The sequence below is a fragment of the Cohaesibacter sp. ES.047 genome (genome assembly GCF_900215505.1).
GTDB lineage: Bacteria > Pseudomonadota > Alphaproteobacteria > Rhizobiales > Cohaesibacteraceae > Cohaesibacter.
The window spans coordinates 2,986,953-3,012,560 of the sequence record NZ_LT907844.1 but is presented as its reverse complement, the minus strand read 5'-3'; the positions used below and the strand labels follow the sequence as shown (position 1 = coordinate 3,012,560).

The window sequence follows — 25,608 nt, the reverse complement described above, 5'->3', positions numbered from 1 at the left end:
CTCCGACGGTTCGATGTCATCGACAAAACACGCCCGCATTCGGATTGCATCGACATGCTAGCAGCTGATCGGAAAACTTTCCATTAACGACGCCAAGCCGCTTTAGGTGTCACCAGCAGCACATTGCATACGCGCCGAATTTTCGCTCACTGCGTGTTGTCGTCGCTCCCTGAGGGCAGCAGGCTTTCAAGAGCTTTCTTCGCTGCTTCCCCGACAGATTCCTCCAAGGCTTCAAAACTGCTCTGTTCGGTGTCTGGAGCATCTGTCGCAGGAGGCACTGCAGCTAGATCTTCGCCTAAACCAGGCAGGGCATCCTGCCCCACCGGAGCTTCATCCGGGGTCGCCTCTTCTTCAGGCTCCTTGGTCGCTTCAGATGAAGGTTCCGCAGCGGGCTGTCTCTGTCCTCGCTCCGATGCACCCGGCATCGTTGCGGGAACCCCCGGCGCAAGAATATCCTGATCCCGTGGCTGCTGGCTGTCACTTTTCGCGCGTCGCGTCAGGGTTGGATTGGCAATCGGCCCCTTCAGACGGAACTCGAACGCTTCAACCGGATCTTCTGTCGACTGACTTGCCGGGTCAGCCGTGTTGTAGAGTGCCAGTGTTCCGGGGAAGTCGAGTGTCATCCTTTCGAGATCAAGGTCTGCTGTTCCAACCAGCGCGCGATTTCCCGACGTCATGCGAATGCCGTCAATGCCAAGGATACGGTCATCCATCCGTCCACGAATGGACAGGACATCGAAACGCGAGCTTTTGGCATAGAGCGTATCGGACGCGATATCTTCCTTGAGTTCCAAAGCATCCTGAAGGCCATCGAGATTGAATCGTTTGAATTCGCCATCCGTCAGAACCAGCGACGCTGTCCCTTGCGAGGTGTTCAGCAGCTCCATCAGGCTCCGTCCCTCGCCCTGAATGTCAATTTCGGCGAGTGCGGTTCCGGTAAGCAGGTCCTGCTGCAAGGCTTCGCGGGTGAAGCTGCCCGCCAGCAATCCATTGGTCTTGCCACGCAGATGGGCGTTGATCAGTTGAGAGTTTTCTTTGGCCGGGCGCATGTCCAAACTCGCCTCGATGCGTCCGCCATAGACATAGGCCTCGCCAAGAGAAAAGGACATCTGCTGATCGCGCGTGACAAGCGTCGCTGCGGCACGGCCCAGAGTCATCGACCCCATGACCACCTGATTTGCCGACAGGCGGATATCAAGATCTGCCCGGCCCATATCATTAAGCGACAAGGGCTGATCCACCAGAGGCACTTCGCCCTCGCGATTGCCGAAATAAGGCGTAAGGTCGAGCGAATCCCCTGCAAGAGTGCCTTGTACAAGCGCACGGTCGCGGCGGAAATCGAGTTGAATGACACCATCTGCGCGATTGCCATCGAGCATCAGCGACAGATCTGAAAAGGCAACGGACTCGCCTGCAAAGTTGGCACGCGCCGTCATGGATGCCTCTTCCAGTCCCCCCACCGAGCCAACGGGAAGATCGATCCAGCCGAGAAAATCGCGCAAGGATGACGTCTTGAAAGAAAAATCACCTTCCAACTGCAAATTGGCCATCGTGCCGGCTGTGCCATCGCCCTTCATTTCAAACAGGGGTGAGGAGATCTCGGCGGTCAGTGGCGAGAGAGCGCCTCCGAACAATTCTGTTGGCTTGTCAGACCGGGCCATAAGCGAAATCGGTTGACCGCGCCAGTCGAAGCGTCCCTCGATCGTTGCGCGCTCTTCGGTGCTTGGCCATTCGAACTGCAAGACGATGTCGTCGATATTCTCGTCTTGGCCTGTCGCCTCATCTCGATAGTGCAACTTGCCGCCGGAAATCCAGAAACGACCAAGAGTGATGTTCTCAGCCAAGGTCAAACGGCCATTGTCCGGTGCCGTCGTCACAATAGAGCCACCAGTCATGTCCCACGAACTGTTGCCATCCTTGTCACGCGCAAATTCGAATGTCGGCTTGATCAGATTGAAACGGCGGACCTCATAATTGCCGAGCAGTAGCGGCAACCAGTGCATTTCAACACGCAGGGCTTCCATTGAGACCAGAGGCGGCTCGCTGCGCCCCAGATTCGATTGTACTTCCACATCCTTGAGCTTGACGGTCAAATAGGGAAAGACCGTGATGACCGGCTCGCCGCGAACGCTGACAGGCAGGCCCATCCATTCGGAGATCTGCTTGGAGATCTCCTTTTTGGCAACCCGGGTGTTGATCAGGTAGGGAGAAGCAGCGGCAAGTCCTCCGGCTAAAGCCAGAACGGCAAATATGGCCCACAGGATTCGGATCCGCGTGGTCGGCGTCATGTTCCGCACCTTTTCCTTTTTGAACTCTCACTCGGCCTGATCGTGGGACCGGTTGCCCGGTCAATCATCCCGCTTGAACGGATCAGACGAATTTCCATACCGGTTTTGACCCGGATTGGATTGAAAATCGACGGGAGACCAGCGTATCACGCCGAGGAATAGTCTTATCTCAATTCCGGAGCCATACTAACGATCTTGCTCGCACGAATACAAAGCAAAAAACGGTAAGGTTTCAGGTTAACAACAAAAACACGGCAATGCATGCAGGATCGGATCGACACTTGAACGTCCGCATGGGAGGAAGCCTCAACAGGTCTATAGCCAATCGCCTCCCACACCGCAGATCAATCGTGCGATGCTCCTTTTTGTGCCGCCGGGCGAACGTCCGAAAGCCGCGCCATGCGCTTTTGGTTTCCCCAACCGCCTCACACCCTCGTAAATATTACCTAATCTATTTCAGATCAACCTTCAGATTGGCTACTGTTTTCGCCTGGACTTCATCGACATCGACGCCGGGAGCCAGCTCAATCAAAGAAAGGCCATCCTCGCGGACTTCCATGACGCCCAAATCCGTGATGATGAGATCCACAACGGCCTTGCCGGTGAGAGGCAGGGAGCAGGACTTGAGGATCTTGCTCTCGCCCTTCTTGTTGGTGTGATCCATGACGATAACGATGCGCTTGACGCCCGAGACCAAATCCATGGCACCGCCCATGCCCTTGACGAGCTTGCCCGGGATCATCCAGTTTGCGAGGTCACCATTCTCGGCCACTTCCATTGCCCCCAACACCGAAAGATCGATGTGTCCACCCCGAATCATCCCAAAGGACTGGGAGGAGGAGAAATAGGAGGTGCGCGGCAACTCCGTGATCGTCTGCTTGCCTGCATTGATCAGGTCGGCGTCGACTTCGTCTTCCCTAGGGAAAGGCCCCATGCCCAACATGCCGTTTTCCGACTGGAGCGTGATCTCCATATCCGAAGGCACATAGTTGGCGACAAGAGTGGGAATGCCGATGCCTAAGTTCACATAGAAGCCATCTTCCAGTTCGGCGGCGGCCCGTTCGGCCATTTGATCGCGTGTCCATGCCATGTGCGTCTCTCCCCTTAGCTGGCCCGTACCGTGCGCTGCTCGATGCGTTTTTCGTGGTTTCCCTGAACGATGCGCTGGACGAAGATTTCAGGGGTATGAATGGCCATTTTGTCGAGCGAGCCGACCGGGACCATTTCTTCGACTTCCGCGATTGTGACCTTGCCTGCCGTGGCACATTCGGGATTGAAGTTCATCGCGGTCTTGCGATAGGTGAGATTGCCCTTTTCATCTCCGCGCCAAGCCTTCACAATGGCCAGATCCGTCTTGATGCCCCGTTCGAGGATGTAGGTTTCCCCCTCGAAGTCCTTGTGCTCCTTACCTTCGGCAATCAGGGTGCCAACGCCGGTTTTGGTATAGAAGCCAGGGATTCCTGCGCCGCCGGCGCGCAGGCGCTCCGCTAGCGTTCCTTGCGGATTGAACTCCAGTTCAAGCTCGCCGGAGAGATACTGGCGCATGAATTCGGCATTTTCACCGACATATGACGAAACCATCTTCTTGATCTGGCGGGTTTGCAGCAACAGGCCCATGCCAAAGTCGTCAACGCCGCAATTGTTGGAGACGACCGTAATGTCTTTCACACCAGTCTCGCGCAAGGCGATGATGAGATTTTCGGGGATGCCGCACAACCCGAAACCACCAACAGCAATTGTCATGCCGTCGAAAACGAGCCCTTCCAACGCATCAGCGGCGCTGGTGTAAACCTTCTTCATTCTGCTCTCCCAATCTGCAACCTCTCACGGCCTACAAGCCAATTGATGGTCTACTCTCTGTTTCGAGCCATCATTTGGCAAATCAGACTTCTTCGGACAAACCCAAATGCGGATCATGATACGCACGCATCACAATGCCTTGCCAGCCACTGTGCATGCAGCTCTGACCGCAGGGCCATGTCTTTGTTGTCTCAGCGAAATAAACCATCGACACGTGACCCGATATCTCGAAACCCAAGCAACAGTTGCAAGGGCGGGCGTGTTTTACAAGTCTGGATTGGGCGCATTCATCTAAAGGCCGATGCTTTTTTGTGCGGGCGCGTGCCTAATCTCTTGTTAACGCACAATGTAAAATGCTGCATAATTGCGTAGTTTTAACTACGAAGCATGATCGACATGGTGTATGTTGTGATTGTCGAATTACGCCAGTGCTCGGTCGCCACATGCCTGTGGTTGCCTCACTGGCGTTACAGTCTCAAGCGGCCAACGATAAGGTCGCACTTTCCGCCACCTTGATGCCCGGGCTTTTCCGGGTTTTTTTCGTTCTGTTTCAAGCTGAAAAACAGCGCGCCTGCATTACTCACTCTGATGGGATCGGGTCGAGGTTCGCGAGAGCAAAATGACAGGCAAGATGCCCACGGCAACGATTGTCAGGGCCGACAGGGATCCCTTTTCAAAGGCTTCCAAAGATGCCTGTCCATACACCAATGTTGCCAGTGTATCGAAATTGAAGGGCCTGAGCAGAATTGTTGCGGGCAGCTCTTTCATGACATCAACGAACACCAACAAAGCACCAGAGACCAGCGCGGGGCGGATCATCGGCAAGTCAATCTCGATGAGTGTCCGCATCGGACTGCGGCCGAGGGTGCGGGCAGCGGCTTCCAGATTGGGGGACACACGCTGGAGGCCCGTTTCCCCTGCCCCATAGGACATGGCCATGAAGCGCACACAATAGGCATACAGCATGGCCGCCCCTGAGCCGATGATCAAAAGCCCGGTCGAAATCCCGAACAGGTCTCGCATACTCGAAGCGATGAAATTGTCGAGACTTGCAACCGGGATCAGGATGCCAACCGCAAGCACGGTTCCCGGCACGGCATAGCCGATGGATGCGATGCGCGTGAACCCCGCAACGAGGCGATTTTTCTGAAGGCGCGCGAAATAGGCCAGTGTGATGCCGACCGATGCAGTCAGAATGGCGGCGAAGCTGGACAGAAAGAGCGAATTGCCCATGGCGGAAAAATAGTCCGCGCTGAGGTTTTCGCTCCAGTTGAGAATGGCGGATCTGAGCAGCACCATCGCCGGCAGCAAAAAACCAAGGACAATCGGCGCAAGACAGACCAACATGGCGAGAATGGAGCGCAGTCCCGAGAGCTGATAGCTCGGCAGAGCCTGATAACGACGCGAGGTGACGGCATAGCGCTGCTGTCGGCGACCCCGTCGTTCGATCCAAAGGAGCAACAACACCACAAGCAGCATGACCGTCGAGATCTGTGCAGCGCCTGCAAGACTGGCCCGATTGAGCCATGTGTCATAGACACTGAAGGTCAGGGTTTTAACGCCGAAAAACTGCACGGCCCCGATATCATTGAGACATTCCATCATGGCGAGGGTGATGCCGACCACGATGGCTGGCCGTGCAAGCGGCAACGCCACCGCTGCGAACAGCCTTACGGGTCCAGCTCCCAGTGTGCGCGACACATCAAGGGCGCAGGCGGACTGCAGCAGGAAGGTCGCTCGACTGGTGAGATAGACATATGGGTAGAGCACAAGGCTCATCACGACGATGGCTCCGCCCAGCGAACGCACTTCGGGGAACCAATAGTCGCGAGCATTGCGAAAGCCGAACAGCCAGCGCAGCGCGCTCTGGGCCGGGCCGGAATAATCAAGCAGCTCTACAGATGCATAAGCGACGATATAGGTGGGGATGGCAAGCGGGATCAGAAGCGCCCACTGAAAGATCTGTTGTCCGGGAAAGCGGCACATGGTGACAAGCCATGCTGTCGAAACGCCGATCAGCGCCGTCATGGTGCCGACACCGAGCATCAGCCAGATGGTAGTCATCACGGAGCGCGGCAACACAGTCGAGACCAGATGCGGCCAGACATCCCCGGCATCACCAAATGCAATCACGACAAGGGCGATGATCGGCAGGGTGACCAGAAAAAGCGTCAACAGCAGCAAACCAAGCCCGACCATGCTGCGCGCCTTCATGCCGCGCACCCTCTTGGCTGCCCTTGCGAGCTTGCCGGAAGCTTTGGAGCCCAAGGAAGGCGTATCGGGGCTTAAACTGCTCTCTGTCACTTAAATACGCTCTTCCATCAGGAGATCTTCCGAGAGGTCTTCATCCTCACAGGCACTCTTGTCTCGTAGGCACCCTTGTTTCGCATCGAAACAGATGATCGGCAGGCCTTCCATTGTTGACTGTTAGATCCAACAATTATGAAGGAAACAGGAATGACGCGTGCTGTCAAGATTGTGAAACAGGCCTTGCCAACCGGTCGAGCAATCGATCTGTGGCTTTTCCAGAGCTTGACGCCTGAATTTGACAAATGTCCGCGACGCGCGCTTCTTGGCATAATAGAAAAAGTGCCATGGCATCTCTGCCATGACACTTTCTATCAAGATGGCTCCGGTCGGGGAAGCGAGAGGGACCAGCTTTCGTCCCCGCAACCGGTGGCTATGATCAAATCCCCTTTTCAACAGTGACCTTGCCAAGGGCAAGATCGATGTCGGTGTATTTCATCCAGTCGTTGAAGACAAAGGGACCAGCTTTGTCTCATCGGTCCGGATGAGGGATTTGCGGGAAGTGCGCCAATAGCAATAGACGGATGCAAGAGGACCAGAAAAGCATTGTCCTGTCTATCGACGCTTATTGGGTGAGACTTCGCATTCCGCACGTTTCCGAGGACCAGATCGAAAGGTGCGGCTTGGACAGAGCCAATTAGAGCAGAGCCTCAACCAATTCTTTTGAAGTGTCTTTCTCTACCGTCAGTTTGCTCCGGCGTCGAAATCCACCACATCTACCAGCTCGGACGCGGCCTTGCGCTGATCGGCAATCTCATTGAGGGAGATGGGATCGGGCTTGAAGTCCCCCCAGCTCTTGACGATTTCCGACGGCTCGACAGTACCCAGGACTGGATATTCATAATTGCCTTCCGCATACAGCTTCTGCGCTTCTGCGGACGAGAGAAACTCCATCAGCTTGATGGCATTGTCCTTGTTTGGCGCATGCTTGGTGAGCAACATGCCTGAAATGTTGACGTGCGTACCGCGACCTTCGGAATTGGGGAAGAGGATGCGGACCGACTTGGCCCATTCCTGCTGTTCCGGCTCATTCTCGTTGGTCTGCATGATACCCATGTAATAGGTATTGCCCAGTGCGAGATCGCACTCGCCAGCATAGATCGCCTTGACCTGCGCACGATCATTGCCTGTCGGGCGGCGCGCCAGATTGGCTTTGAGGCCTTCAAGCCATGTCTTTGTCACTTCCTCGCCTTTGTGGGCGATCATCGAAGCGAACAGGCCGATGGAATAGTCATGCTGACCAGACCGGGTGCAAAGGCGGCCTTTCCACTTGGGATCGGCCAGATCCTCGTAGGTGATGGTGTCAAGATCGACCCGCTCGTTGGAGGCATAGACGACACGAGCACGCGTCGTCAGTCCAAACCACTGATCGTCCTTATCGCGAAAGTTCGCCGGAATATTCTGCTCAAGCACTTCGGACTGGACCGGCTGGGCGATGTCCTGCCGCTTGGCAGCCTCGAGACGCCCAACATCGGTTGAAAGGAGAAGGTCGGCGGGCGTGTTTTCGCCTTCGGCCTTGATGCGGGCTTCAAGGCCCTGCGTGGCGAAGATGATGTTGGCCTGAATCCCCGTTTCTTCGGTAAACCGATCCAGAAGCGGCTCGATCAGGAACGGTTGACGATAGGAATAGATATTTACATCCCCATCTGCCATGGAAGGCGAAGGCGCAACAGTCGTCAGAGCCACGGTCGTCAGAATGGCGAGGGCGGATTTGTTCATTGTCTTTCTGTCTCCAATAGTGGGTTCAAGGCCCAGGATTGGGGGGCAAGGTCAGGACCGATGCGTTTTGCTTTGGCGTCTGCCTCGTGAAGTTGAGGCAATCATTGCTGCGAACCATTCTCAAAGTCAACACGAACAACCTAACAAAACAGTAAGTTAGTTGCTTTGTTGAGCAAAAAATATTAGAATTCTTCCAATCACTTGCGGTAAGGTCTTTTATTTGTTGCACTAAATTCTCAAGTTAAAACACACGCCGCATGGTCGCATTAATTGTTGAAAACAATACTCAGCTTTAAGCTCACCGCAAGGCCTTTCATAGAAACCGATCAATCGCCCCTATCTGACTTGCGAGGCGTCGCATGACTCTAATGAATGACAAATCCCACCCTCTGGCAAAGAGCAGGCCGGCCTATCTTGTATTCATCTATGAGTGGAAAGGGAGCTTGGAGATCGCATCGGCAATGGTGAACACGAAAGAAGCGCAGAATCAACCGCGCTTCTCTCATCGGAAGTCCAGTCCCCACACAAACTCCGGTGATGGCTGGCCTGAGGTTTTCTGGCCAGTCTTCTTGCTTGCCGGTTTGCTTTGAACGAATACTATCCCATACAGGCTGTTTTACCAAGTGAACTCGACCAAGAATAGGCACTATTCCGCAACCATTCGCAATGCGTGTATTTTTATTTCAACCTGTCGCAACAAAACAAGCAAAGCGCGAAATGGAAACAAATCCTGCCCGGTTCTCCCCCGATGTCCAACTATCTTGCCTGCTTTGTGCTTCTGGCATTTCAATCCGCGACAGGGTGCGCTAAATCGATTCCCATAAGCAGCACGGGACTCCAAAGAGAGTCTTTTGCCTCAGATATTGTGAAAAGACGGAATACCGATCATGTCACAAAAACCGGATGCGCCGAGAGCCTGGCAGCGGATGTTGTCGGGACGCCGGCTTGATTTGCTTGACCCCTCCCCCTTCGATATCGAGATCGAAGATATCGCCCACGGCCTTGCCAGAGTGGCGCGATGGAACGGACAAACCATCGGAGATCATCCGTTTTCCGTCGCACAACACAGCCTGATCGTTGAGATGATCCTTCGCGTCAAAAACCCGAACCTGCCGGTGGAAGCTGCGCTCATGGGTCTGTTGCACGATGGTCCCGAGTATGTGATCGGCGACATGATTTCTCCGTTCAAGTCGGCAATCGGCGTCGGTTACAAGGATATCGAGGAAAGACTGGAAGCGGCAATCCATCTGCGCTTTGGCCTGTCCCCTCACCCGACGAAAGCACTCAAGAAGAAAATCAAGGAAGCTGACAGAATCTCGGCCTATTTCGAAGCGGTGCATCTGGCCGGGTTCGAGGTCAAGGAAGCCAAGGAGCTGTTCGGCCGCCCCGAGGGCCTTTCCGAAGACCAGCTTCCGATCAAGCCATGGAGCACCCAACAGGCACAGGCTGCCTTTCTTGACCGGTTCCATAGTCTGCACGGTTTGCTTGACTCCTGACCCCGCCTATTGGCGGTATCTCAGGCAAGCATGCAGAGCATTCGACCAATTGGCTACCATCTGTTTTGTCCATCAGGCAGTAGATTTGTCCATACGGCGTCTCTGCCCACCCCATCAATTTTAAGGATTGAATCATGCTCTATGTCTGTTCATTGGCAAAGGTTGGTGAAGTCGTTGACACCGTCGAGGCGACGTATCTTCTCAGTGTGCTCAATCCCGACACGCCAGTGGAGCGCCCAGCACGGATCCTCGCCGAAAACCATCTCTATCTTGGCATGAACGACATTTCTGTCGCGACACCGGGATTCGAGATGGGCTCTCAGCAACAGGTCGAAACGATGCTTGCGTTTTTCCGCGCCTGGGATCGCCGTACGCCGATGGTGGTGCATTGCTGGGCAGGTGTCAGTCGATCCACCGCCTCGGCATTCATCGCCGGGTGTTGCCTAAGGCCGGATCTGTCAGAGATGGAGTTGGCATTGTCCTTGCGCGAAGCCTCCCCTCCAGCGACGCCAAACAAACGCCTTGTGGCGTTGGCGGATGCAATCCTGGGCCGCGAGGGGCGCATGGTGAAGGCCATCGAGAGCATCGGGCGCGGTGCCGATTGCTATGAGGGCAACATCTTCGCAATGCCGCATATCGGATGAGGCGAAGCGGCTGCGGCTTTGCGCTGGATCCATGCTGTCAGGCTGGTACACTCGAACCAGAATAGCCACCTCAAACCCAAGCGAATGCCCCCGACCTTTCAACCCCGTTGCAAACAAGAGCGAGAGACGCGTGAGCGACACGTCCCCATTCACCTCAAGACGCCCGATCACTGTGGGACTGAACGCCGCCATCATCGCGATGCGCGATCTGTCGCCGGTGACGCTGGTGGTCGATCTCAAGCAAAGGGATCAAACCGCCGGGCTTGGCGGCCTGCCCTTCGGTCCATTCGATCCGGTCCACCACCGCACGCTTGAAGCGGGCTTGCGCACATGGGTGGATGAGCAAACGGGTCTGAAACTGGGATATGTCGAACAGCTTTACACCTTTGGTGACCGGGGCCGCCTGACAAAACTGGGCGGAGAGGACAGTCACGAAGTGTCGATCGGTTATCTCGCCCTGACGCAATTGCAGCGCAATGATGCCGCCATACCGGGGCGAGGCCTCATTGACATGGGCGGACGTTGGCGCAGCTGGTATGGATTCTTTCCATGGGAAGACTGGCGGGATGACAGGCCGCACATGCTGGACGACAGGATTTTGCCGTCGCTGGAAGTCTGGGCCAAAAGCGCCCGGGATGACAAATTGCGCCCGATGACTCCCTTGCAACGATTCAAGCTCTACTTCGGACTTGGCAGCGGCACATGGGACGAGGAACGGGTGCTTGAGCGCTATGAACTGCTGTATGAGGCAGGGCTCGTTCACGAATATTATCTGGATCGGGGTCTGGAACCGCCGGATGACGGCACGCCCCTGTTCGGTCATCCAATGAAGATGGACCACCGCCGCATTCTGGCGACCGCCATCTCTCGGCTCAGAAGCAAGCTGAAATACCGCCCTGTGGTGTTCGAACTCATGCCCGAGAGTTTCACGCTCACTGAGCTTCAGACAACGGTGGAGGCCATTTCCGGTCGCCATCTTCACAAGCAGAATTTCCGGCGACTGGTTGAACAGGGACAGTTGGTCGAACCGACTGGTGCCAGCTCGTCCGCAACGGGCGGCAGACCTGCCAAGCTGTTTCGGTTTCGCCGATCTGTTCTGGCGGAACGTCCTGCGCCCGGTCTGCGACTGGGCGGCGTGAACTAGGGACGGCAAGAATGACAAAGCGCAAGAAACAGGTCCAGATGTCGTTGTTAAGCGCGCGCCCCGATGGCCCGGATTTCGCGCTTGAGGAAAGCGCCATCAAGCGATTTGGTGGCCCTGTTGCGGGCGTCGACGAGGTGGGGCGCGGGCCACTTGCCGGGCCGGTGGTCACAGCTGCGGTGATTCTCGATCCTGCGGCAATCCCCGAGGGACTTAATGATTCCAAAAAATTGAGCGAGGCCCGGCGCGAGGCGTTGTTCGATATTATTTGCGAAACGGCCCATGTCTGTGTTGCCAGTGCAGCACCAGATCGGATCGATGCGCTCAACATCCGCGGCGCGACCCTTTGGGCCATGGTGAAAGCACTGGAGGGGCTATCGCTCCCGCCCGCCTATGCGCTTTTTGACGGAAGGGACGTGCCGCCCGGAGCGCCCTGCCCCGGCGAACATGTCATCAAGGGCGACGGGCGCTCCGTGTCGATCGCAGCGGCTTCGATTGTCGCCAAGGTGGCCCGCGACCGCATGATGAAGCGGATCGGGCGGGCCTTTCCCGGATATGGTTTTGAAGTGCACATGGGCTATGGCACAAGACGGCATCAGGAAGCGATTGAGCAGCTCGGTGTCTGTGTGCATCACCGCAGGAGCTTCAGACCCATAGCCGAGCGCCTTGCAAGGCAAGACGCTTCGACCAAGACCGATTAGGCCCTTACCAGCCACCACCACCACCGCCGCCGCCGCCGCCGCCCGAAGACCCGCCACCACCGGAGCCCGAGGAAGACGATGCAGGCGGCGTCATGGCACTCGACAGGTCACGACCGAGCGAACTGGTCATGCCTGCAAGAGATGCAGCGGGTCGGCTGGGATTGAAGTGGGTCCCGCGATACCAGGTAGGGCGATAGGCTCTCTCCGGCGGCAATTGCGAGAAAACCTTGTCCTCGAACACATCGGACCAGTCTTTTTCAACACCAAGCGCGATCGCGTAGGGCAACAGATCCTCATAGAGCTCAGGTGTCAGATCGGGAAGACCCGCGACTTGGGCTTCTCGGGCTTGTTCAGCGACTGCCACCGTCATGTAGAGTTTCAGACCCTCGACCTCGTCCATGACTTTTCGGCCCAATCTGGTCGGTGCCTTCATCCAGTCAGAGAAAAAGATGATCATCAGGATACCCAGAATGATCAGCAAGATGGAGCTGATGCGGAAGAAGGCAAACCCCAGCGAGAAGCTCGCCTCATCAGCGACAAAAACGCCAAAGCCAACGCCGAGAAATATCGTGAAGAAGACCGTCAGAAAGGCACCCTTTAGCGCAGGGCCTGATGACTTTTTGCGGATCGCCTGAAAGATTGCAAACAGCACCGTCAGGACAACCACACTCAGGGCCGCGCCGACAAGCTCAACAATCGGGAAAATATATGGCGCGGCAAGCGCGACCGAACTGTAGACGAAGGCAATCAAAGCAACGACCGCAATCGCAAGACCGGGCAGGAAATAGCCCAGATTGCGGTTGAAATAGACCTGATTGGTTTCGGTTTCGATGGCCCCCGAGAAGGCATTCATGATCGTGGCCATCTTGGCGTGTTTCATGTCGGCAAAGGTTACCGCGCTTGTACCGCCAAAGAGCGCTGAATAAAGCGCCTTTTCTCCTGCGGGCAAGCCATCTGTGCCGACATCTCCCCATGGACCGCCGCTTTCCTTCCGGACCACAAGATCATCCCCGGTCTCATCGATCACCACTCGCCGTTTGATCGCCAGATCGATCAGGGCAGCCATGAAAGCGGACTGATTGCCGGTCTTGAATTGTCCCATGCCGGTGATATAGCTGGCCAACGCTGGAGAGAGGTCTTTGGAAGGGCGATAGCGCGGGATGATGGCGCCGCCTTCGGGGTCCTTGCCAACGCGCATCCAGGCGAACAGGAACCAGCCCCCGAGCGCCAGATTGCCAATCAGCAGCACCAGTGTGGGGACATTGTCGAGAAGAAGGGCTGTTGATTGCTCGGCTTTGGTTGGCGAGGGAACCACACCCTTCTGCCAGCCGACCGCGACGGTCATGCCTTGTCTGGGGGCGAGAGCCTTTGTTGTGCGGACAACAAGGCTGTTTGCGGTCTTTGAGACCAGTTCATAAGCATCGCCTGTCGCCCCCGCCGCACCGGTATAGACCGCATACTGGTCACCAATCTGCGCTTCGTCCGGCAAGGTCACAGAGACCGTTGCCTCCTCGATGCGGAAGGCCCATTCGTTGCCGGTCGCATTCCAGTAGATCTCGTCATAGTCATCGAAAAAGCCGATGGAATCCTGAACGCGGTAGCTGATCTCATAGGTATGCAGGCCATGCTCAAGCATCACGTCCGCATCACCGATGCGAATGCGGGTATAACGCCCCTGCTGGGACGTATTGTAATGCTCGCTTCCCCCATCGCGCCGGACGCCGGTCACATCGAGATCGAGATCAACAATCATCCCGTCGTTGCGCCGATAGCGCACGGGAATATCGCGAAAGATCCCTCGCTTGATTTCCCGCCCCTGCGCATTGACCGTGATGGTTTCGGTGATGTCGACCGTGCGATCCGTGTTGACGATGATATCAACGCGATAGTCCTGGATCGCCTCTTCAGCGATCTGGGCATTGGCACCCCCGAGCGTCAGAAGCGCGACAGCAAGGACGGTCAAAAAAGACAGGCAAAGAGAAAGGAGGCGTTGCATGACAAATCTCTGTTGTAGGTCTGGTGTTGGTCTGGCGATCGAATACCGGCCAACGCAGCCGCATCATGCAGCGCTCGGCTAATCTACCCTGCGTTCAGATTGTGGCGACACTAAAACTGCACCTGCGGGGTTGCTCGATCCGCCTCGTTTTCCAGTTCGAAATAGTCTTTCTTTGCGTAGGAGAAGAAGCCCGCGATGATGTTGGACGGGAACTGGTCGATCATCGTATTCAGATTGCGCACCGTGCCATTGTAGTAGCGGCGCGCCAACTGAATCTCGTCCTCAAGGCCAGAAAGCTCCCTTTGAAGATTGAGAAAGCCATCGTTGGCTTTCAGGTCCGGATAATTCTCGGCAACCGCCATGAGATTGACCAGAGCCTTGCTGAGATTGCCCTCGGCCTGGGCCCGTTCTGCCGCTCCGCCCTTGGCCGCACCGGCGGCTCGGGCACGCATTTCGGTGACCTTTTCGAGCGTTTCCCGCTCGTGTCCCATGTAGCCCTTTACGGTTTCGACAAGGTTGGGAATCAGATTCGACCGACGCTTGAGCTGGACATCGATGCCGGACCATCCCTCATCCACCATCTGACGCGTCTTGACCAGCTTGTTATAAATAAGAATGGCATAAAGACCGAGCGCAACGATGATTGCGAGCAAGACCCAACTGATAGCCATTGTGTATTCTCCCTTGATTGTGGGCAACCCAGCGGGCAACCGTTGGCAGGGAGATTAACGTACGGGAGGTAAAGTGCAAGCCTAAGCAGATCTGCAGGCACAGGGAATCGCCATATCATCCCGCCCTCACCGCCTGACGCAATTGTTATCGGTGCCGAGCAATTGCGTGCTGGCATCGGCAGATCCCTGCATTATGATTGGGCATCAATCAATCAAACAGGAGCTGGTCAGCGCTCTTGTTTTGTCTTTCTGGGTCTGAATTCGGGTGCCATTCCATGCCGCGTTTCCGTCATTTTTCTTCCGCTCTTGCCTGTCTCGTCGCCATTATGGGCACTCTGCCCGCCAACTCACAAGAGGATGTCATGCTGTTGACTGACCATCCAATGGCCGGACAGCTTTATGCGGTTGGAACCGGCACACGCATCAAGCCAGACGCCTTGCGGGATGCGCTGGAAAAGGCCCGCTATGTGCTCGTCGGCGAGAAACACGACAATCCGATCCATCATCGCATACAGGCAGATGTTGTGCGCTGGTTGGGCGAAGAAGGCCGCACGGGACAGTTGGTTTTCGAGATGATCGAAATGCGCTATGCAGAAACGCTCTCTGACGTTCAAAGAAGCAACTTGTCCAATCTTGGTGACGCCGTTGAATGGCAGCAACGGGGCTGGCCGTCCTGGTCGCTCTATCAGCCGATTGCCGATGCAGCCCTCGCCGCTGACATGCGCCTCAAACCCGGCAATCCTGATCGGGATGAGATGATGCGCGTGGCGCAAGGCAAAGCCGTTGCGGAAACCGCGCTTGAAGACCTCAGCTGGGACCGTGACTACAGCAAGGACCAGTTGGAGGGCCTGTTGGATGAACTGGTTGATGCCCACTGCGGCATGATGGACAAAGACAGCCTTATGCCCCTTGCAACAATGCAGCGATACAAGGACGCACATATGGCGCGCGCCATGCGACAGGACCTCAAACCCGATGAGGTTTCAGTGCTGATAGCTGGCAACGGGCACGTCCGCCGCGACCGAGGCGTTCCGATGTTCCTTGACGATCAGACCGACACCATCGTCATCGGGTCAATCGAGGTGATCAGAGACAAAACCAATCCTCAGTCCTACGCCGCCTTTGATCCCGCTCTGTACGATTATGTCTGGTTCACGGCGCGTGTCGACGAGATCGATCCCTGTGTGCGGTTCAAAGAACAGCTCGAACAAATGAAAAAAGGCACCTCCAAGTTGTCACCCAAACAGAGCCAATAGTCTCTTCATTCGTCTCTATATTTTGGACATAAATACTCTAAATTCCTCGTTTTTATTTCGTCTCCATCTGTGCCAATAAGTACAAATCCCGCATTTCTGATTGGCCTATTTAGACATTGTTCACTGTGTTCTAGATAACCCAAGTTGTTTCTGTCTATTTCTGTTGAAATCCACTCGGACAAACTTCGGGTTAATCCAATCTTGCACCCGTATGTGGCATTTTACGCATATATGAAAACATCAAAAGAGTGCCTTGTGTCCTAGCAGGAAAGCGCTGATCACCATGTCCAGACTGCAAACCCTCCTCATCGTCATCGCCATTGCCTTTTGGCCCAGTTATGCCGCGTCGCAGACTTCGCACGAATGGTTGGTCGCCAAAATTACAGGCGTCGCTTACTTTGCGTCAAAACAGGGCCCCGCGAGCAAAGTGCGCAAAGGGATGCGGTTTCAGCCCGGACAGACCCTTTCAACACATTCAAGAACACGCATTCTTTTGACACGAGGCGCTGAACGCATTCAGGTCGGCCCGAATGCGATCCTTGCTCTGCCGCCATCAAAATACAATCAGCAAGGCAAAACGCTCGTCTTGCAGCAAAGCGGCAAGATCGAACTGTCAGTCAACAAGCAGGATCGCCAGCATTTTTCTGTCAGAACACCGTTTTTGACCGCTGTGGTGAAGGGCACCGTCTTCATCGTGGAGGTTGGGCAGAACCGGTCCGATGTGTCCGTTCGCAACGGGCAGGTTCAGGTTTCCAACAACGCATCGGGAGAAACCGTGCAAGTCAGACCCGGACAGGGCGCCGGGGTTCAGATCAATGCCAACGGAGCCTCGCAAATGACGAAGAAGCCGGCCGGAAAGCCCATGCCGGTCTCCGTTATCAGACGCAACCGTGTGAAAGCGGGCTTCTATGCGACCGTTACCAAGGGCAACAAACAATATGCTCTTGAGGCAGGTTCTACCAAGAAGACCATTTCCGTTGACAAGGCCCAAAAGCAGGCAACGTCCAAACCCAAACGGGGCAATTCCAAGTCGCAAAACCGGTGGGACAACAAGCGTTCAAACCGCAATTCGAGCGATTTAAGTTCGGAACGCCGGAACGCCAATGCCAGAGACTCCGAAAAGAGCAACAATGGCAACAATGGCAACAGCGGTAACAACGGCAACAATGGCAATAACGGCAACAACGGCAACAACGGTAACAACGGCAACAACGGTAACAACGGCAACAACGGCAACAACGGCAACAACGGCAACAAAGGCAACAAAGGCAATAACGGCAACAACGGCAATAACGGCAATAACGGCAATAACGGCAATAACGGCAATAACGGCAATAACGGCAATAACGGCAATAACGGCAATAACGGCAATAACGGCAATAACGGCAATAACGGCAATAACGGCAATAACGGCAATAACGGCAATAACGGCAATAACGGCAATGGCCGAGGGATGGGCGGATAGGCTCAACGCGGCATTTCAAAATACAAAAAACCGGTTTCGATCCCAGATCAAAACCGGTTTTTCTTTACAATAGAGATGACGGCACCCCACGGGGCAACCGATCCGTCAATCGTTATCCCACATAATCCACGCCGCCAGCCTTGGTCAGCAAGAAGGCTTCACCGCAGGCCTTGGCCAATTCCCGAACGCGCAAGATATAGCTCTGACGCTCGGTGACAGAAATCACGCCGCGCGCATCAAGCAGGTTGAAGACATGAGAGGCCTTGATGCATTGATCATAGGCAGGCATCACGCACAGGTGGATGTCGCCGCCCTCGCCCTGTTTGAGCAGAGCCTTGCATTCCTCTTCGGCATCCTTGAAGTGACCGAACAGCATTTCGGTGTTGGCATATTCGAAATTGTGCCGCGAATATTCCTGCTCCGCCTGCAGGAAGACATCCCCATAGGAGATCTTGTCGTCTCCGTCCCGGCCGTTGTAGTTGAGATCGTAGACGTTATCGACGCCCTGAACATACATGGCAAGGCGTTCCAGCCCATAGGTGAGCTCCCCTGAGACCGGCGAGCATTCGATGCCGCAGACCTGCTGGAAATAGGTAAACTGGGAGACTTCCATGCCGTCGCACCAGCATTCCCATCCAAGCCCCCAGGCCCCAAGGGTCGGGCTTTCCCAGTCGTCCTCGACAAAGCGGATATCATGGATGGAGCTGTCGATGCCGATGGCCTTCAACGACCCCAGATAAAGCTCCTGCAAATCCTTCGGACTCGGCTTCAGCAGAACCTGAAACTGATAATAATGCTGCAAACGGTTCGGGTTCTCGCCATACCGTCCGTCTGTTGGGCGGCGGGACGGCTGCACATATGCGGCACGCCATGGGCGCGGACCGAGCGAGCGCAATGTCGTGGCGGGATGAAATGTACCGGCACCGACTTCCATGTCATATGGCTGGAGAACGGCACAGCCGTAGTCGGCCCAATATCTTTGCAATGCCAGAATCATGCCCTGAAAGGAGCGTTGCGGCTGCATGTGGGGAGCGATGGTGTCGGTCATCTTCCTGTCTGTCTTCTCATCTATGGCAAATTGGCAAAAGGGCGAGCAACGCAGGCGGCTACCCTTTGTCTCGCGCGGACCCTAATGCAAAGCCGGGTATAAGGAAAGCGCGATTTTGCCTCGCCAATGCCCTTATTGCGAGATGAATTCACAGCGGTGCAAAATTTTTATCCCCTCTGAGCCACACAAGAAACCGGCAACTTGCCGGATTATTGACATCCACCGGCAATTGACACGCCCGATACGCGCAAAACGGCACATTTCAGCCTTTTATGAACACAGTATGAATGACCACATCAGATAGTGTTCACCATACGGCTGATAGAAGGCGCCACCCGGATCCTGCAGAAGGTGCGGCTTTCAAACTGCAGCCCCGGGCAAGACCAACAGAAAAGTGACAATCACTATGCGACCTTCGGAGGCAAGCTTCCGAAGCGTTGTCGATCTGCTTTTGATCCTGATCACGACTGGTTCCCTCGCATTGTTTCAATGAGAGTCCCCCGGAGGGTTCCGTGACTGATGGAAGGTGTCCCTACAATTCCAATTCCTTCGGATGGATTAAAAGCAGATCCCCTTCTTTGGTCTGCTCGCCCTACCCTTCCTGATCGACATTAAGCCAGATCGACATTAAGAGTGCCGCAGCACCGTTCCCTTGGTCGTCTGCTCAATAATTGACATCAGTGATAATTATTTGCGCTTTCCTTTGCGTGATTGGAGGGCTAAATCCGGTCTTGACGTATTTCGAAACAGTATTTTTCTCAGATCGAAGGGCATTGAGATCAAATGGGTATCAGGGATCAAGACGATGCCGAGAAGGTGAAACACACTCTGTTCGAGGACATTCAGGGGATTGCATTCGGCGTTTTCTCCTGTGCGCTTGGCTTTGTTTTCCTCACGCATCTGGGCCTGATCACCGGGCAGACAGCAGGGCTGGCGCTCATCATATCCTATGTCTCTGGCTACAATTTTGGCCTTGTGTTCTTTCTGGTCAATATCCCGTTCTACTGGTTCACCTACCATTCGCTTGGACTTGCTTTCACGATCAAGTCGGCGATCTGTGTGGCCTGCATGTCGCTGCTTGTTGAGGTAATGCCCCATATGATCGTGTTCGAGCATCTTGATCCCTTCTTTGGGACGCTCGCTTTCGGCGCTATTACCGGCATTGGTCTACTGGCCATCATTCGGCACGATGGCAGCATGGGGGGCGCAGGTGCCCTCGCCTTGACCATACAGGAACTGACCAGCTTCAAAGCAGGCTATGTGCAGCAGATGTTCGATGTGCTGATCTTTGGCTCTGCGCTGTTTCTTTTCCCGCTTGAGAAGGTGGCATTCTCCCTCTTGGGATCAATCATTCTCAACTTCATCATTGCAGTGAATCACCGTCGCGACCATTATGTCGCGCGGTAGCAGGCTGGCGAATCGCTGGCGCAAGCCGCATGGCCTTGACTTGTCTAGGCCTGTCGCTTGAAGCTGTCGCCGCGCGGAGCATGCCGCCCTCTATTCATTCGGCGCGATCCTCCGCAAGACCAATCGTTCCTTCGCTTCCGCAGCAGAAAGTCATGCCATGGCGCACTCCTCGTCCCCCCGCTCGTTCATCCCCATGAAAATCGCGATCCTGACGGTCTCCGACACACGAACCTTTGAAGACGACAAGTCTGGACAGGTTCTTGTCGACCGGCTGACTGCGGCCGGGCACACTCTGGCAGATCGTGCCATCGTCAAGGACGATGTTGACGCCATTCAGGCGCAGGCCAAGGTGTGGATCGCGACAAAGGATGTCGATGTGATCATCACGACCGGAGGCACTGGCTTTACTGGACGGGACGTGACGCCCGAAGCCATGGAACCGTTGTTCGAGAAGAAAATGGACGGATTTTCATGGCTGTTCCATAAAGTTTCCTTCGAAACCATCGGCACATCGACCGTTCAGTCGCGGGCAACCGGCGGCGTCGCCAATGCCACTTATATCTTCTGCATTCCCGGCTCGAGCGGGGCCTGCAAGGATGCCTGGGACGGCATTTTGTCCCATCAGCTCGACTATCGGCACATGCCGTGCAATTTCGTGGAAATCATGCCGCGGCTCGACGAGCATCTCAAACGCGCGAAGCTTCAGGGCAAATAAAGGGACGAGGAAAAGCTAATGAGCCGGGCGGTGATTAGGCCGCACGATCAGGCAACCTTGCCCAATGCTGCGGACATTCGGCGGATCCCGTCGAAGTCTGCAGGAACCCTGTCGATATCGGGAAAATTCTCAATCGAAGCCGCTGTCATTGCGACATAAAACTCATCGATCCTGCCGCTGTTGTCAAAGTCACGCAGCGCCTGAAGGGCGTCAGTGAGGTTCTGGCAATCGGAATAGCACGGAGAGCCGGACTGGCCGAACCAGGCCAGCTTGACGTAGGCACCAAAGCGAGGACCCGACAGATCGGCGCTTTCGATCTGCTGTTTTGCATAGTCAGCAATGTCCGCAACCAGCGCTTCGAGCGCAAATGTGTTGGCTGCCATCAGTCTGTCCCCCGTCAATGTCTATGGGAACCAGAGTATAAAAAACATATTTAACAAATGCTGAAAGGGCCGCGTTTCTCAGCCTTCAAAACGCCTCAGATCGGCACCTAAGCCGCTATCCAATTGATTTTGTGTAACTTTATTTGGTCACTTTTTATTAAAAAAATTCAGTCATTTAGCGAAAAGCTGGCGTAGGTTGGCAGAGTGACAGCAACCTCGGCCTCGCCAGCGAACATGGGCTGCGACTCCTTGATGGCTTCGGAGACCCGATCAAAGCGCACAATGGCAAGGCCCGCAGTTCCCGACACGGTACCAAGCGTCCCGATTGGCTTGTTGTCCGCCATGATCTGCGTTCCGCTTTCAGGCAGCGGAACACCTGCCGTGATGGCCACTAGGCGCCGCCGGGCAGTGCCGCGATGTTTCATGCGGGAGACAACCTCCTGCCCGACATAGCAGCCCTTGGCAAAATCCAGCCCCTCGAGACAGTCCATGTTAATATCGTGCGGGAAGACATCGCCCGGACTGAAGTCCTTGCCGGAATCCGCAACAACAGCCCGGACCCGGCGTGCCTCATACTCGGCCTGCATGGCCTCATCCACCGCAAAGGCCCCCGGCTCGCCGCGCAGACGATAGCCAAGCAGCTCCGAACGGGGATCGGCAACGGCATCGGGATGATCGGTAAAACTCAGTCCCACGGCTGCATCGAGTTTGTCGATCGTGACATCCGAGCGCATGCGGTAAAGGGTCATCTTCTTGACGAACTCATCGGCGGAAGAGGACGCCAGATCAAACAGGAACCCCTCGGGCTTCCGGGCCACCAGAAAATCCATGATGATCTTGCCCTGTGGTGTCAGCAGCGCGCCATACCCTGCCTTGCCCATTTCGAGATCATCCAGATCCGTGGTGATCAGGCGCTGCAACAACGGTTCGACCTCTGATCCGGACATCAGGACCAAGGTACGATCTGCGAGGCGATGAATGGACATGGTGAGGGTTCCTTCAGGGCGATATGAACGGCTCGAACCGACGACGATCCGTCGGCACAACCACATGGATTGTCCCCACAGATCTAGGCTTTACAGAGCGTTAGTGCAAGGGTGCTACCAGCAAAGACGCGGCATCCAGGCCACCGTCTCGACATCCTCGTGCGTGAGACGAAGATTGACCTTTGCATCATCGGGGGCATCGGAGGGGCCGAAATCCGCGGCATGGATACCCGAGCTGATAAACAGGGCGTCGATCTTCTGATAATGCCCGCCACGCATGTCCGTTGGCAGGGAATCACCGATGATCAACACATCCGATCGATCGACGGGTTGGCCGCTTGCCTTCTCGAGAGCCGCCATGGAAGCCGCATAGATTGGCGCTTCGGGTTTTCCCACAAATGTCGTCTCACCACCATAGGCCTCGAAACGGTCGGCCAGAGCCCCGGCACAATAGAAGATCTGGGCCCCCTTCTGCACGATGCGATCCGGGTTGGCGCAGATGAACGGCAGATTACGCCGCGCAAATGATTGCAGCATGTCGTCGTAATCGTCCGGCGTTTCGCGGGTCTCATTGAGAAGACCAGTGCAGCAAACAATTTCGGCCTCTTCCTCGCCGACCAATGTGACATCGAGCCCGTCGAACAGAGGCAGGTCACGCTCCGGACCCAAATGCAAAAGCTTCGTCTTGCCGGTTTCAAGGATCGCGGTGCGAGTGACATCTCCGGAGGTCACCACATCGTCATAACTGTCGGCGGGAATTCCGAGGCGCTCGAGCTGGGTCTTGATCGGAGCGTTCGGGCGCGGGGCGTTGGTCACCAGTATAACCGGCCCGGATTCTTTACGGAACGCGCGCAAGGCTTCGGCTGCGCTCTCGAAATAGCCGACACCATTGTGCAGGACACCCCAGACATCGCACAGGACGCCCTTGTAGTTCGGTGCAATGACAGAGAGACCTGAGATACGGGATGACATGGCAACCCCTTTTCGCGCGCGGACTGACAGAATCGCAGCCTATCATGCCTTGAAGCCGATGCTGCGGGTGTCTCTTTTTGTCTCCTGTGCGCCGGACAAGGTCAAGTGCACCGCAAGCGGTAAGCACAGACTGTTGCGCCGGATTGCCTCAGCCTATCGGATGAGGCGCTCGAAACGGGCGGCCTCTGGCCCGGCCCCATCGCTGGAGGCAGTCCTGCGGGGGCGCGCTGCCTCGGACTGAGGTGCTGCCGGTTCGCTGAGATCAATGAACTGGCCGCGCTCTGGTCCGGTGTTCAGGCCAAATTCGTCAGCGGCAGGAAGACGATCGGACAAACGGGTGGAGACTTCGGGAGCAGCGGATCTGGCACTCGAGGCCGCTGTTGCCGCGTCAATACGGGCATTGGTGCGGGATTCGGAGTTTTCCAACAGCCCCGCGGCCTCGGCCAATACGGCGCGGAATTGCGTCCGGGTGTCGCTGTCCTCGCCATCCCCAGACGCCAGCGCACGCAAGGCTTTCGCAATGCGCGGGTTTTCTCCCAGACTGCGGTTGGTCGAAGCCGCTCCGTTCGCGACGGCCCCGTTTGTTGCAGCGGCAGGTGCGGTCTGGCCGGTGGGACGATCAACTGCTGGAGGGGTCGCGCGTTGGGGCTGACCATTCGTTGATTGTGGGCCAGATTGTCCCTGCGCTGCTTGTCCCTGAGGATGGCCACCCTGAAGTGGGCCGGGAGCGATGCGCCTTGGCGACGATTGCTGAGGTGTTGCCCGGGTGCTCGTCGCCTCATTGGATTGGCTGGAGGCAACGCCGCCCTGCCCGCCGTTTCCTGCGCCCTTGAGCGCCTTGGCGGGTGCAAAGTGATCGCCTTGGGCTAGATGGACGTTGAACTCGACCAAGCTAACCAGCATGCTCTCATTGGCCACATGGGTGACGATGAGCTCAACGCCCTTGCGCGACAGCACGCGCGAGAAATCGACCGGATGAATATCCAGTCCGCGCCCGGCATCCTTGTTGGTCAGAATGGGTGCGGCAACCTTTGCAAAGCGGATGCCCTTGCGCGCGAAGGCATCAAAATCCGTACCCAGATTGGTGATCTGGTCAACCGAGAAGCGGAAGCCCATGGAGCGCAGCAATTGCAGCGTCTCGTCTTCGAGAATGCCAAAATTGCGCAAGTCGGCTTGACGGAATTCAAGAATGACATGTTCGGCGAGATCCTGATTCTGCTCGAACAGATCGCGCATAAGCGCAAAGAAATCACTGTCACCAAGGCTCTGGATCGACAGATTGCAGAAGATATCAACCGCCCGGCCCCGATCTGTCAGACGACGCAGAAGCCGGAAAGCCTCGTTCATGGCCATCCGGTCCAACATTGGCATGAAATTGCCATCACGACATACAGGCAGGAAAACATCTGGCGTGATGAGACCACCGTCCTCGGTCTTGAGACGGGTCAATGCTTCGTAATATTGCGGTTTGCGCATCGGCAGGGTGACGATGGGCTGCATGAACAGTTCGATCTTGCCAAGCGCCAGAGCGCGTCTGACGGCTGCCTCATCTTCCTCGCTGATCGAAGGCTGCCGAGCCTGTCCCGGCTCTTCAAACTCCGGCGGCCACTCGTCTGCCGCTTCCGGAGCGGATGCTTCCTCGTACTCATCATAGCCGAGGGGTTGATGATCATACTCCGCAGCAGTCTCATAGACCGGGCGCTCGGGAGCGATTGGCTCCCTCAATGGCGGCTCGTCGGCCCATTGCGGTTCGGATGCAACAGGGCGCGGGGCGGGGTCTCTGCGCGGGGCTGCTTCGGCGCGGGGCGTTCGGTTGGACAGGGCACGGGCGTTGGCCCGGAGCATCTGTTCCAATGCCATGACCGACTGGGTCGCGGAGGAAAGCTGCTCGCGGACATCATCCACCTGCCCCTCGCCGGTTTGCACGCGTTCATCCAACTCCGCGCAGGTTTCTGCCAGTTGCTTGACGATGGTTCCGATGACATCCAATTCGGACAGAAGGGGCTCAATCTCATCGCGCACCCGTTTCGCAACATCCTCGTCGAGCTGTCGGGCCATCTCCCGCACATCCTGCAGCTCTTTTGTCAGTCCCAGCTTCAGGCGGGTAAGATCATCCATCTGCTCATCGAGCATCATCCGGTCCCGAACACGGGAAATCTGATAGTGGATCAGCAATAGGGTAAGAAGGATACCAAAGGCAATCGGGGAGGCTTCCGGGATCGAAAGGCCGAAACTATAGTGAAAGATGGCTCCGACAGACGTGGAAATGGCGACCATACAAACGGCGATAAAAACAGCCCCAAGCCTTTGCATGTTCTCAACTCCACTCATACTGTCCCTTTTGGGACGAACCGTTCTTGTTCTGCGGGACCTGACTGGGCCCATACCAGCAAGTCAAGGTTTCGCTTCAGGTCCATTTTTTGGCCTGAATATCGCCAATTTACAGGTCAACCCACGAATCAAGAAGGTGCACCTGCCTAAGGGTAGTCTTTGCCACACTTTTGTGAAAGAGCTGAGCAAATTGGGTGTGGGTTACTTGGCAGGCGCGCGTTCCGCACCAGTCTTCAGCGCGGATCGAGATCCGCACGCTTGTCCCCGCAAGGCTATGGTTCT

At 55.9% G+C, this 25,608-nt stretch carries 20 protein-coding genes; 8 read left to right on the top strand and 12 right to left on the bottom strand.

Features of this window, described 5'->3' with window-relative positions; all coding sequences use genetic code 11:
* Positions 1-146: 146 nt before the first annotated feature.
* The 5 genes from CPH65_RS13755 to CPH65_RS13730 form a co-directional block, all read right to left on the bottom strand.
* Positions 147-2,288, bottom strand: coding sequence for an AsmA family protein (locus tag CPH65_RS13755; RefSeq protein WP_096174025.1), 2,142 nt, complete (start codon positions 2,286-2,288; stop codon positions 147-149).
* Positions 2,289-2,739: 451 nt separating this feature from the next.
* A complete protein-coding gene (locus CPH65_RS13750; RefSeq protein WP_096174022.1) occupies positions 2,740-3,378 on the bottom strand; it encodes a CoA transferase subunit B in 639 nt (212 codons plus the stop codon).
* A gap of 14 nt (positions 3,379-3,392) precedes the next feature.
* Positions 3,393-4,088: a CoA transferase subunit A gene (locus CPH65_RS13745; RefSeq protein WP_096174019.1), complete on the bottom strand. Its 696-nt coding sequence runs from the start codon at positions 4,086-4,088 to the stop codon at positions 3,393-3,395.
* Between the two features lie 576 nt (positions 4,089-4,664).
* Positions 4,665-6,356 carry an iron ABC transporter permease gene (locus CPH65_RS13740; protein WP_244574406.1) on the bottom strand — a complete coding sequence of 564 codons (1,692 nt, stop codon included), beginning with the start codon at positions 6,354-6,356 and terminating at the stop codon, positions 4,665-4,667.
* Between the two features lie 723 nt (positions 6,357-7,079).
* On the bottom strand, positions 7,080-8,114 hold the full coding sequence (locus tag CPH65_RS13730; RefSeq protein ID WP_096174012.1) for a Fe(3+) ABC transporter substrate-binding protein: 1,035 nt from the start codon (positions 8,112-8,114) through the stop codon (positions 7,080-7,082).
* Between the two features lie 887 nt (positions 8,115-9,001).
* On the opposite strand from CPH65_RS13730, the gene CPH65_RS13720 reads away from it, so the two are divergent.
* The 4 genes from CPH65_RS13720 to CPH65_RS13705 all read left to right on the top strand — a co-directional run bounded on the left by CPH65_RS13720 (position 9,002) and on the right by CPH65_RS13705 (position 12,096).
* Positions 9,002-9,610 (top strand): YfbR-like 5'-deoxynucleotidase, encoded by a 609-nt coding sequence (locus CPH65_RS13720; protein WP_096174007.1) that lies wholly within the window; start codon positions 9,002-9,004, stop codon positions 9,608-9,610.
* Positions 9,611-9,744: 134 nt separating this feature from the next.
* The gene (locus tag CPH65_RS13715) at positions 9,745-10,254 is read left to right on the top strand and encodes a tyrosine phosphatase family protein (protein ID WP_096174004.1); all 510 of its coding nucleotides are present in this window, start codon (positions 9,745-9,747) and stop codon (positions 10,252-10,254) included.
* A 199-nt stretch (positions 10,255-10,453) separates the two neighbouring features.
* Entirely contained in the window at positions 10,454-11,398 is a 945-nt protein-coding gene (locus CPH65_RS13710; RefSeq protein WP_096176408.1) for an NAD regulator, read from the top strand.
* A gap of 11 nt (positions 11,399-11,409) precedes the next feature.
* The gene (locus CPH65_RS13705; RefSeq protein ID WP_096174002.1) at positions 11,410-12,096 is read left to right on the top strand and encodes a ribonuclease HII; all 687 of its coding nucleotides are present in this window, start codon (positions 11,410-11,412) and stop codon (positions 12,094-12,096) included.
* Between the two features lie 4 nt (positions 12,097-12,100).
* Here CPH65_RS13705 and CPH65_RS13700 read toward each other — a convergent pair whose 3' ends face one another.
* Positions 12,101-14,092, bottom strand: coding sequence for a DUF2207 domain-containing protein (locus tag CPH65_RS13700; RefSeq protein ID WP_096173999.1), 1,992 nt, complete (start codon positions 14,090-14,092; stop codon positions 12,101-12,103).
* Positions 14,093-14,202: 110 nt separating this feature from the next.
* On the bottom strand, positions 14,203-14,763 hold the full coding sequence (locus tag CPH65_RS13695) for a LemA family protein (RefSeq protein WP_096173997.1): 561 nt from the start codon (positions 14,761-14,763) through the stop codon (positions 14,203-14,205).
* Between the two features lie 275 nt (positions 14,764-15,038).
* Here CPH65_RS13695 and CPH65_RS13690 point away from each other — a divergent pair, with 275 nt between their 5' ends.
* Together CPH65_RS13690 and CPH65_RS13685 are read left to right on the top strand one after the other, a co-directional pair.
* Complete coding sequence (locus CPH65_RS13690) at positions 15,039-16,019, top strand: ChaN family lipoprotein (protein WP_096173994.1); 981 nt, start codon at positions 15,039-15,041, stop codon at positions 16,017-16,019.
* Positions 16,020-16,302: 283 nt separating this feature from the next.
* Positions 16,303-17,484, top strand: a complete 1,182-nt coding sequence (locus CPH65_RS13685; RefSeq protein ID WP_096173992.1) for a FecR family protein — start codon at positions 16,303-16,305, stop codon at positions 17,482-17,484.
* Positions 17,485-17,596: 112 nt separating this feature from the next.
* Here the strand turns inward: CPH65_RS13685 and CPH65_RS13680 are convergent, their stop codons facing one another.
* Positions 17,597-18,532, bottom strand: coding sequence for a glycine--tRNA ligase subunit alpha (locus CPH65_RS13680; RefSeq protein ID WP_096173990.1), 936 nt, complete (start codon positions 18,530-18,532; stop codon positions 17,597-17,599).
* A gap of 783 nt (positions 18,533-19,315) precedes the next feature.
* Here CPH65_RS13680 and CPH65_RS13675 point away from each other — a divergent pair.
* Both CPH65_RS13675 and moaB read left to right on the top strand, forming a co-directional pair.
* The gene (locus CPH65_RS13675) at positions 19,316-19,939 is read left to right on the top strand and encodes a YitT family protein (RefSeq protein ID WP_096173988.1); all 624 of its coding nucleotides are present in this window, start codon (positions 19,316-19,318) and stop codon (positions 19,937-19,939) included.
* A gap of 157 nt (positions 19,940-20,096) precedes the next feature.
* Complete coding sequence (gene moaB, locus CPH65_RS13670; RefSeq protein ID WP_096173985.1) at positions 20,097-20,654, top strand: molybdenum cofactor biosynthesis protein B; 558 nt, start codon at positions 20,097-20,099, stop codon at positions 20,652-20,654.
* Positions 20,655-20,701: 47 nt separating this feature from the next.
* Here moaB and CPH65_RS13665 read toward each other — a convergent pair whose 3' ends face one another.
* From CPH65_RS13665 to CPH65_RS13650, 4 genes are all read right to left on the bottom strand, one after another.
* Positions 20,702-21,037: a hypothetical protein gene (locus CPH65_RS13665; RefSeq protein WP_096173982.1), complete on the bottom strand. Its 336-nt coding sequence runs from the start codon at positions 21,035-21,037 to the stop codon at positions 20,702-20,704.
* Positions 21,038-21,204: 167 nt separating this feature from the next.
* Complete coding sequence (locus tag CPH65_RS13660) at positions 21,205-22,023, bottom strand: folate-binding protein YgfZ (protein WP_172891520.1); 819 nt, start codon at positions 22,021-22,023, stop codon at positions 21,205-21,207.
* Positions 22,024-22,137: 114 nt separating this feature from the next.
* Positions 22,138-22,995, bottom strand: a complete 858-nt coding sequence (locus tag CPH65_RS13655) for a TIGR01459 family HAD-type hydrolase (RefSeq protein WP_096173978.1) — start codon at positions 22,993-22,995, stop codon at positions 22,138-22,140.
* 153 nt (positions 22,996-23,148) lie between these two features.
* Positions 23,149-25,326: an EAL domain-containing protein gene (locus CPH65_RS13650; RefSeq protein ID WP_157747686.1), complete on the bottom strand. Its 2,178-nt coding sequence runs from the start codon at positions 25,324-25,326 to the stop codon at positions 23,149-23,151.
* Positions 25,327-25,608 lie beyond the last annotated feature (282 nt).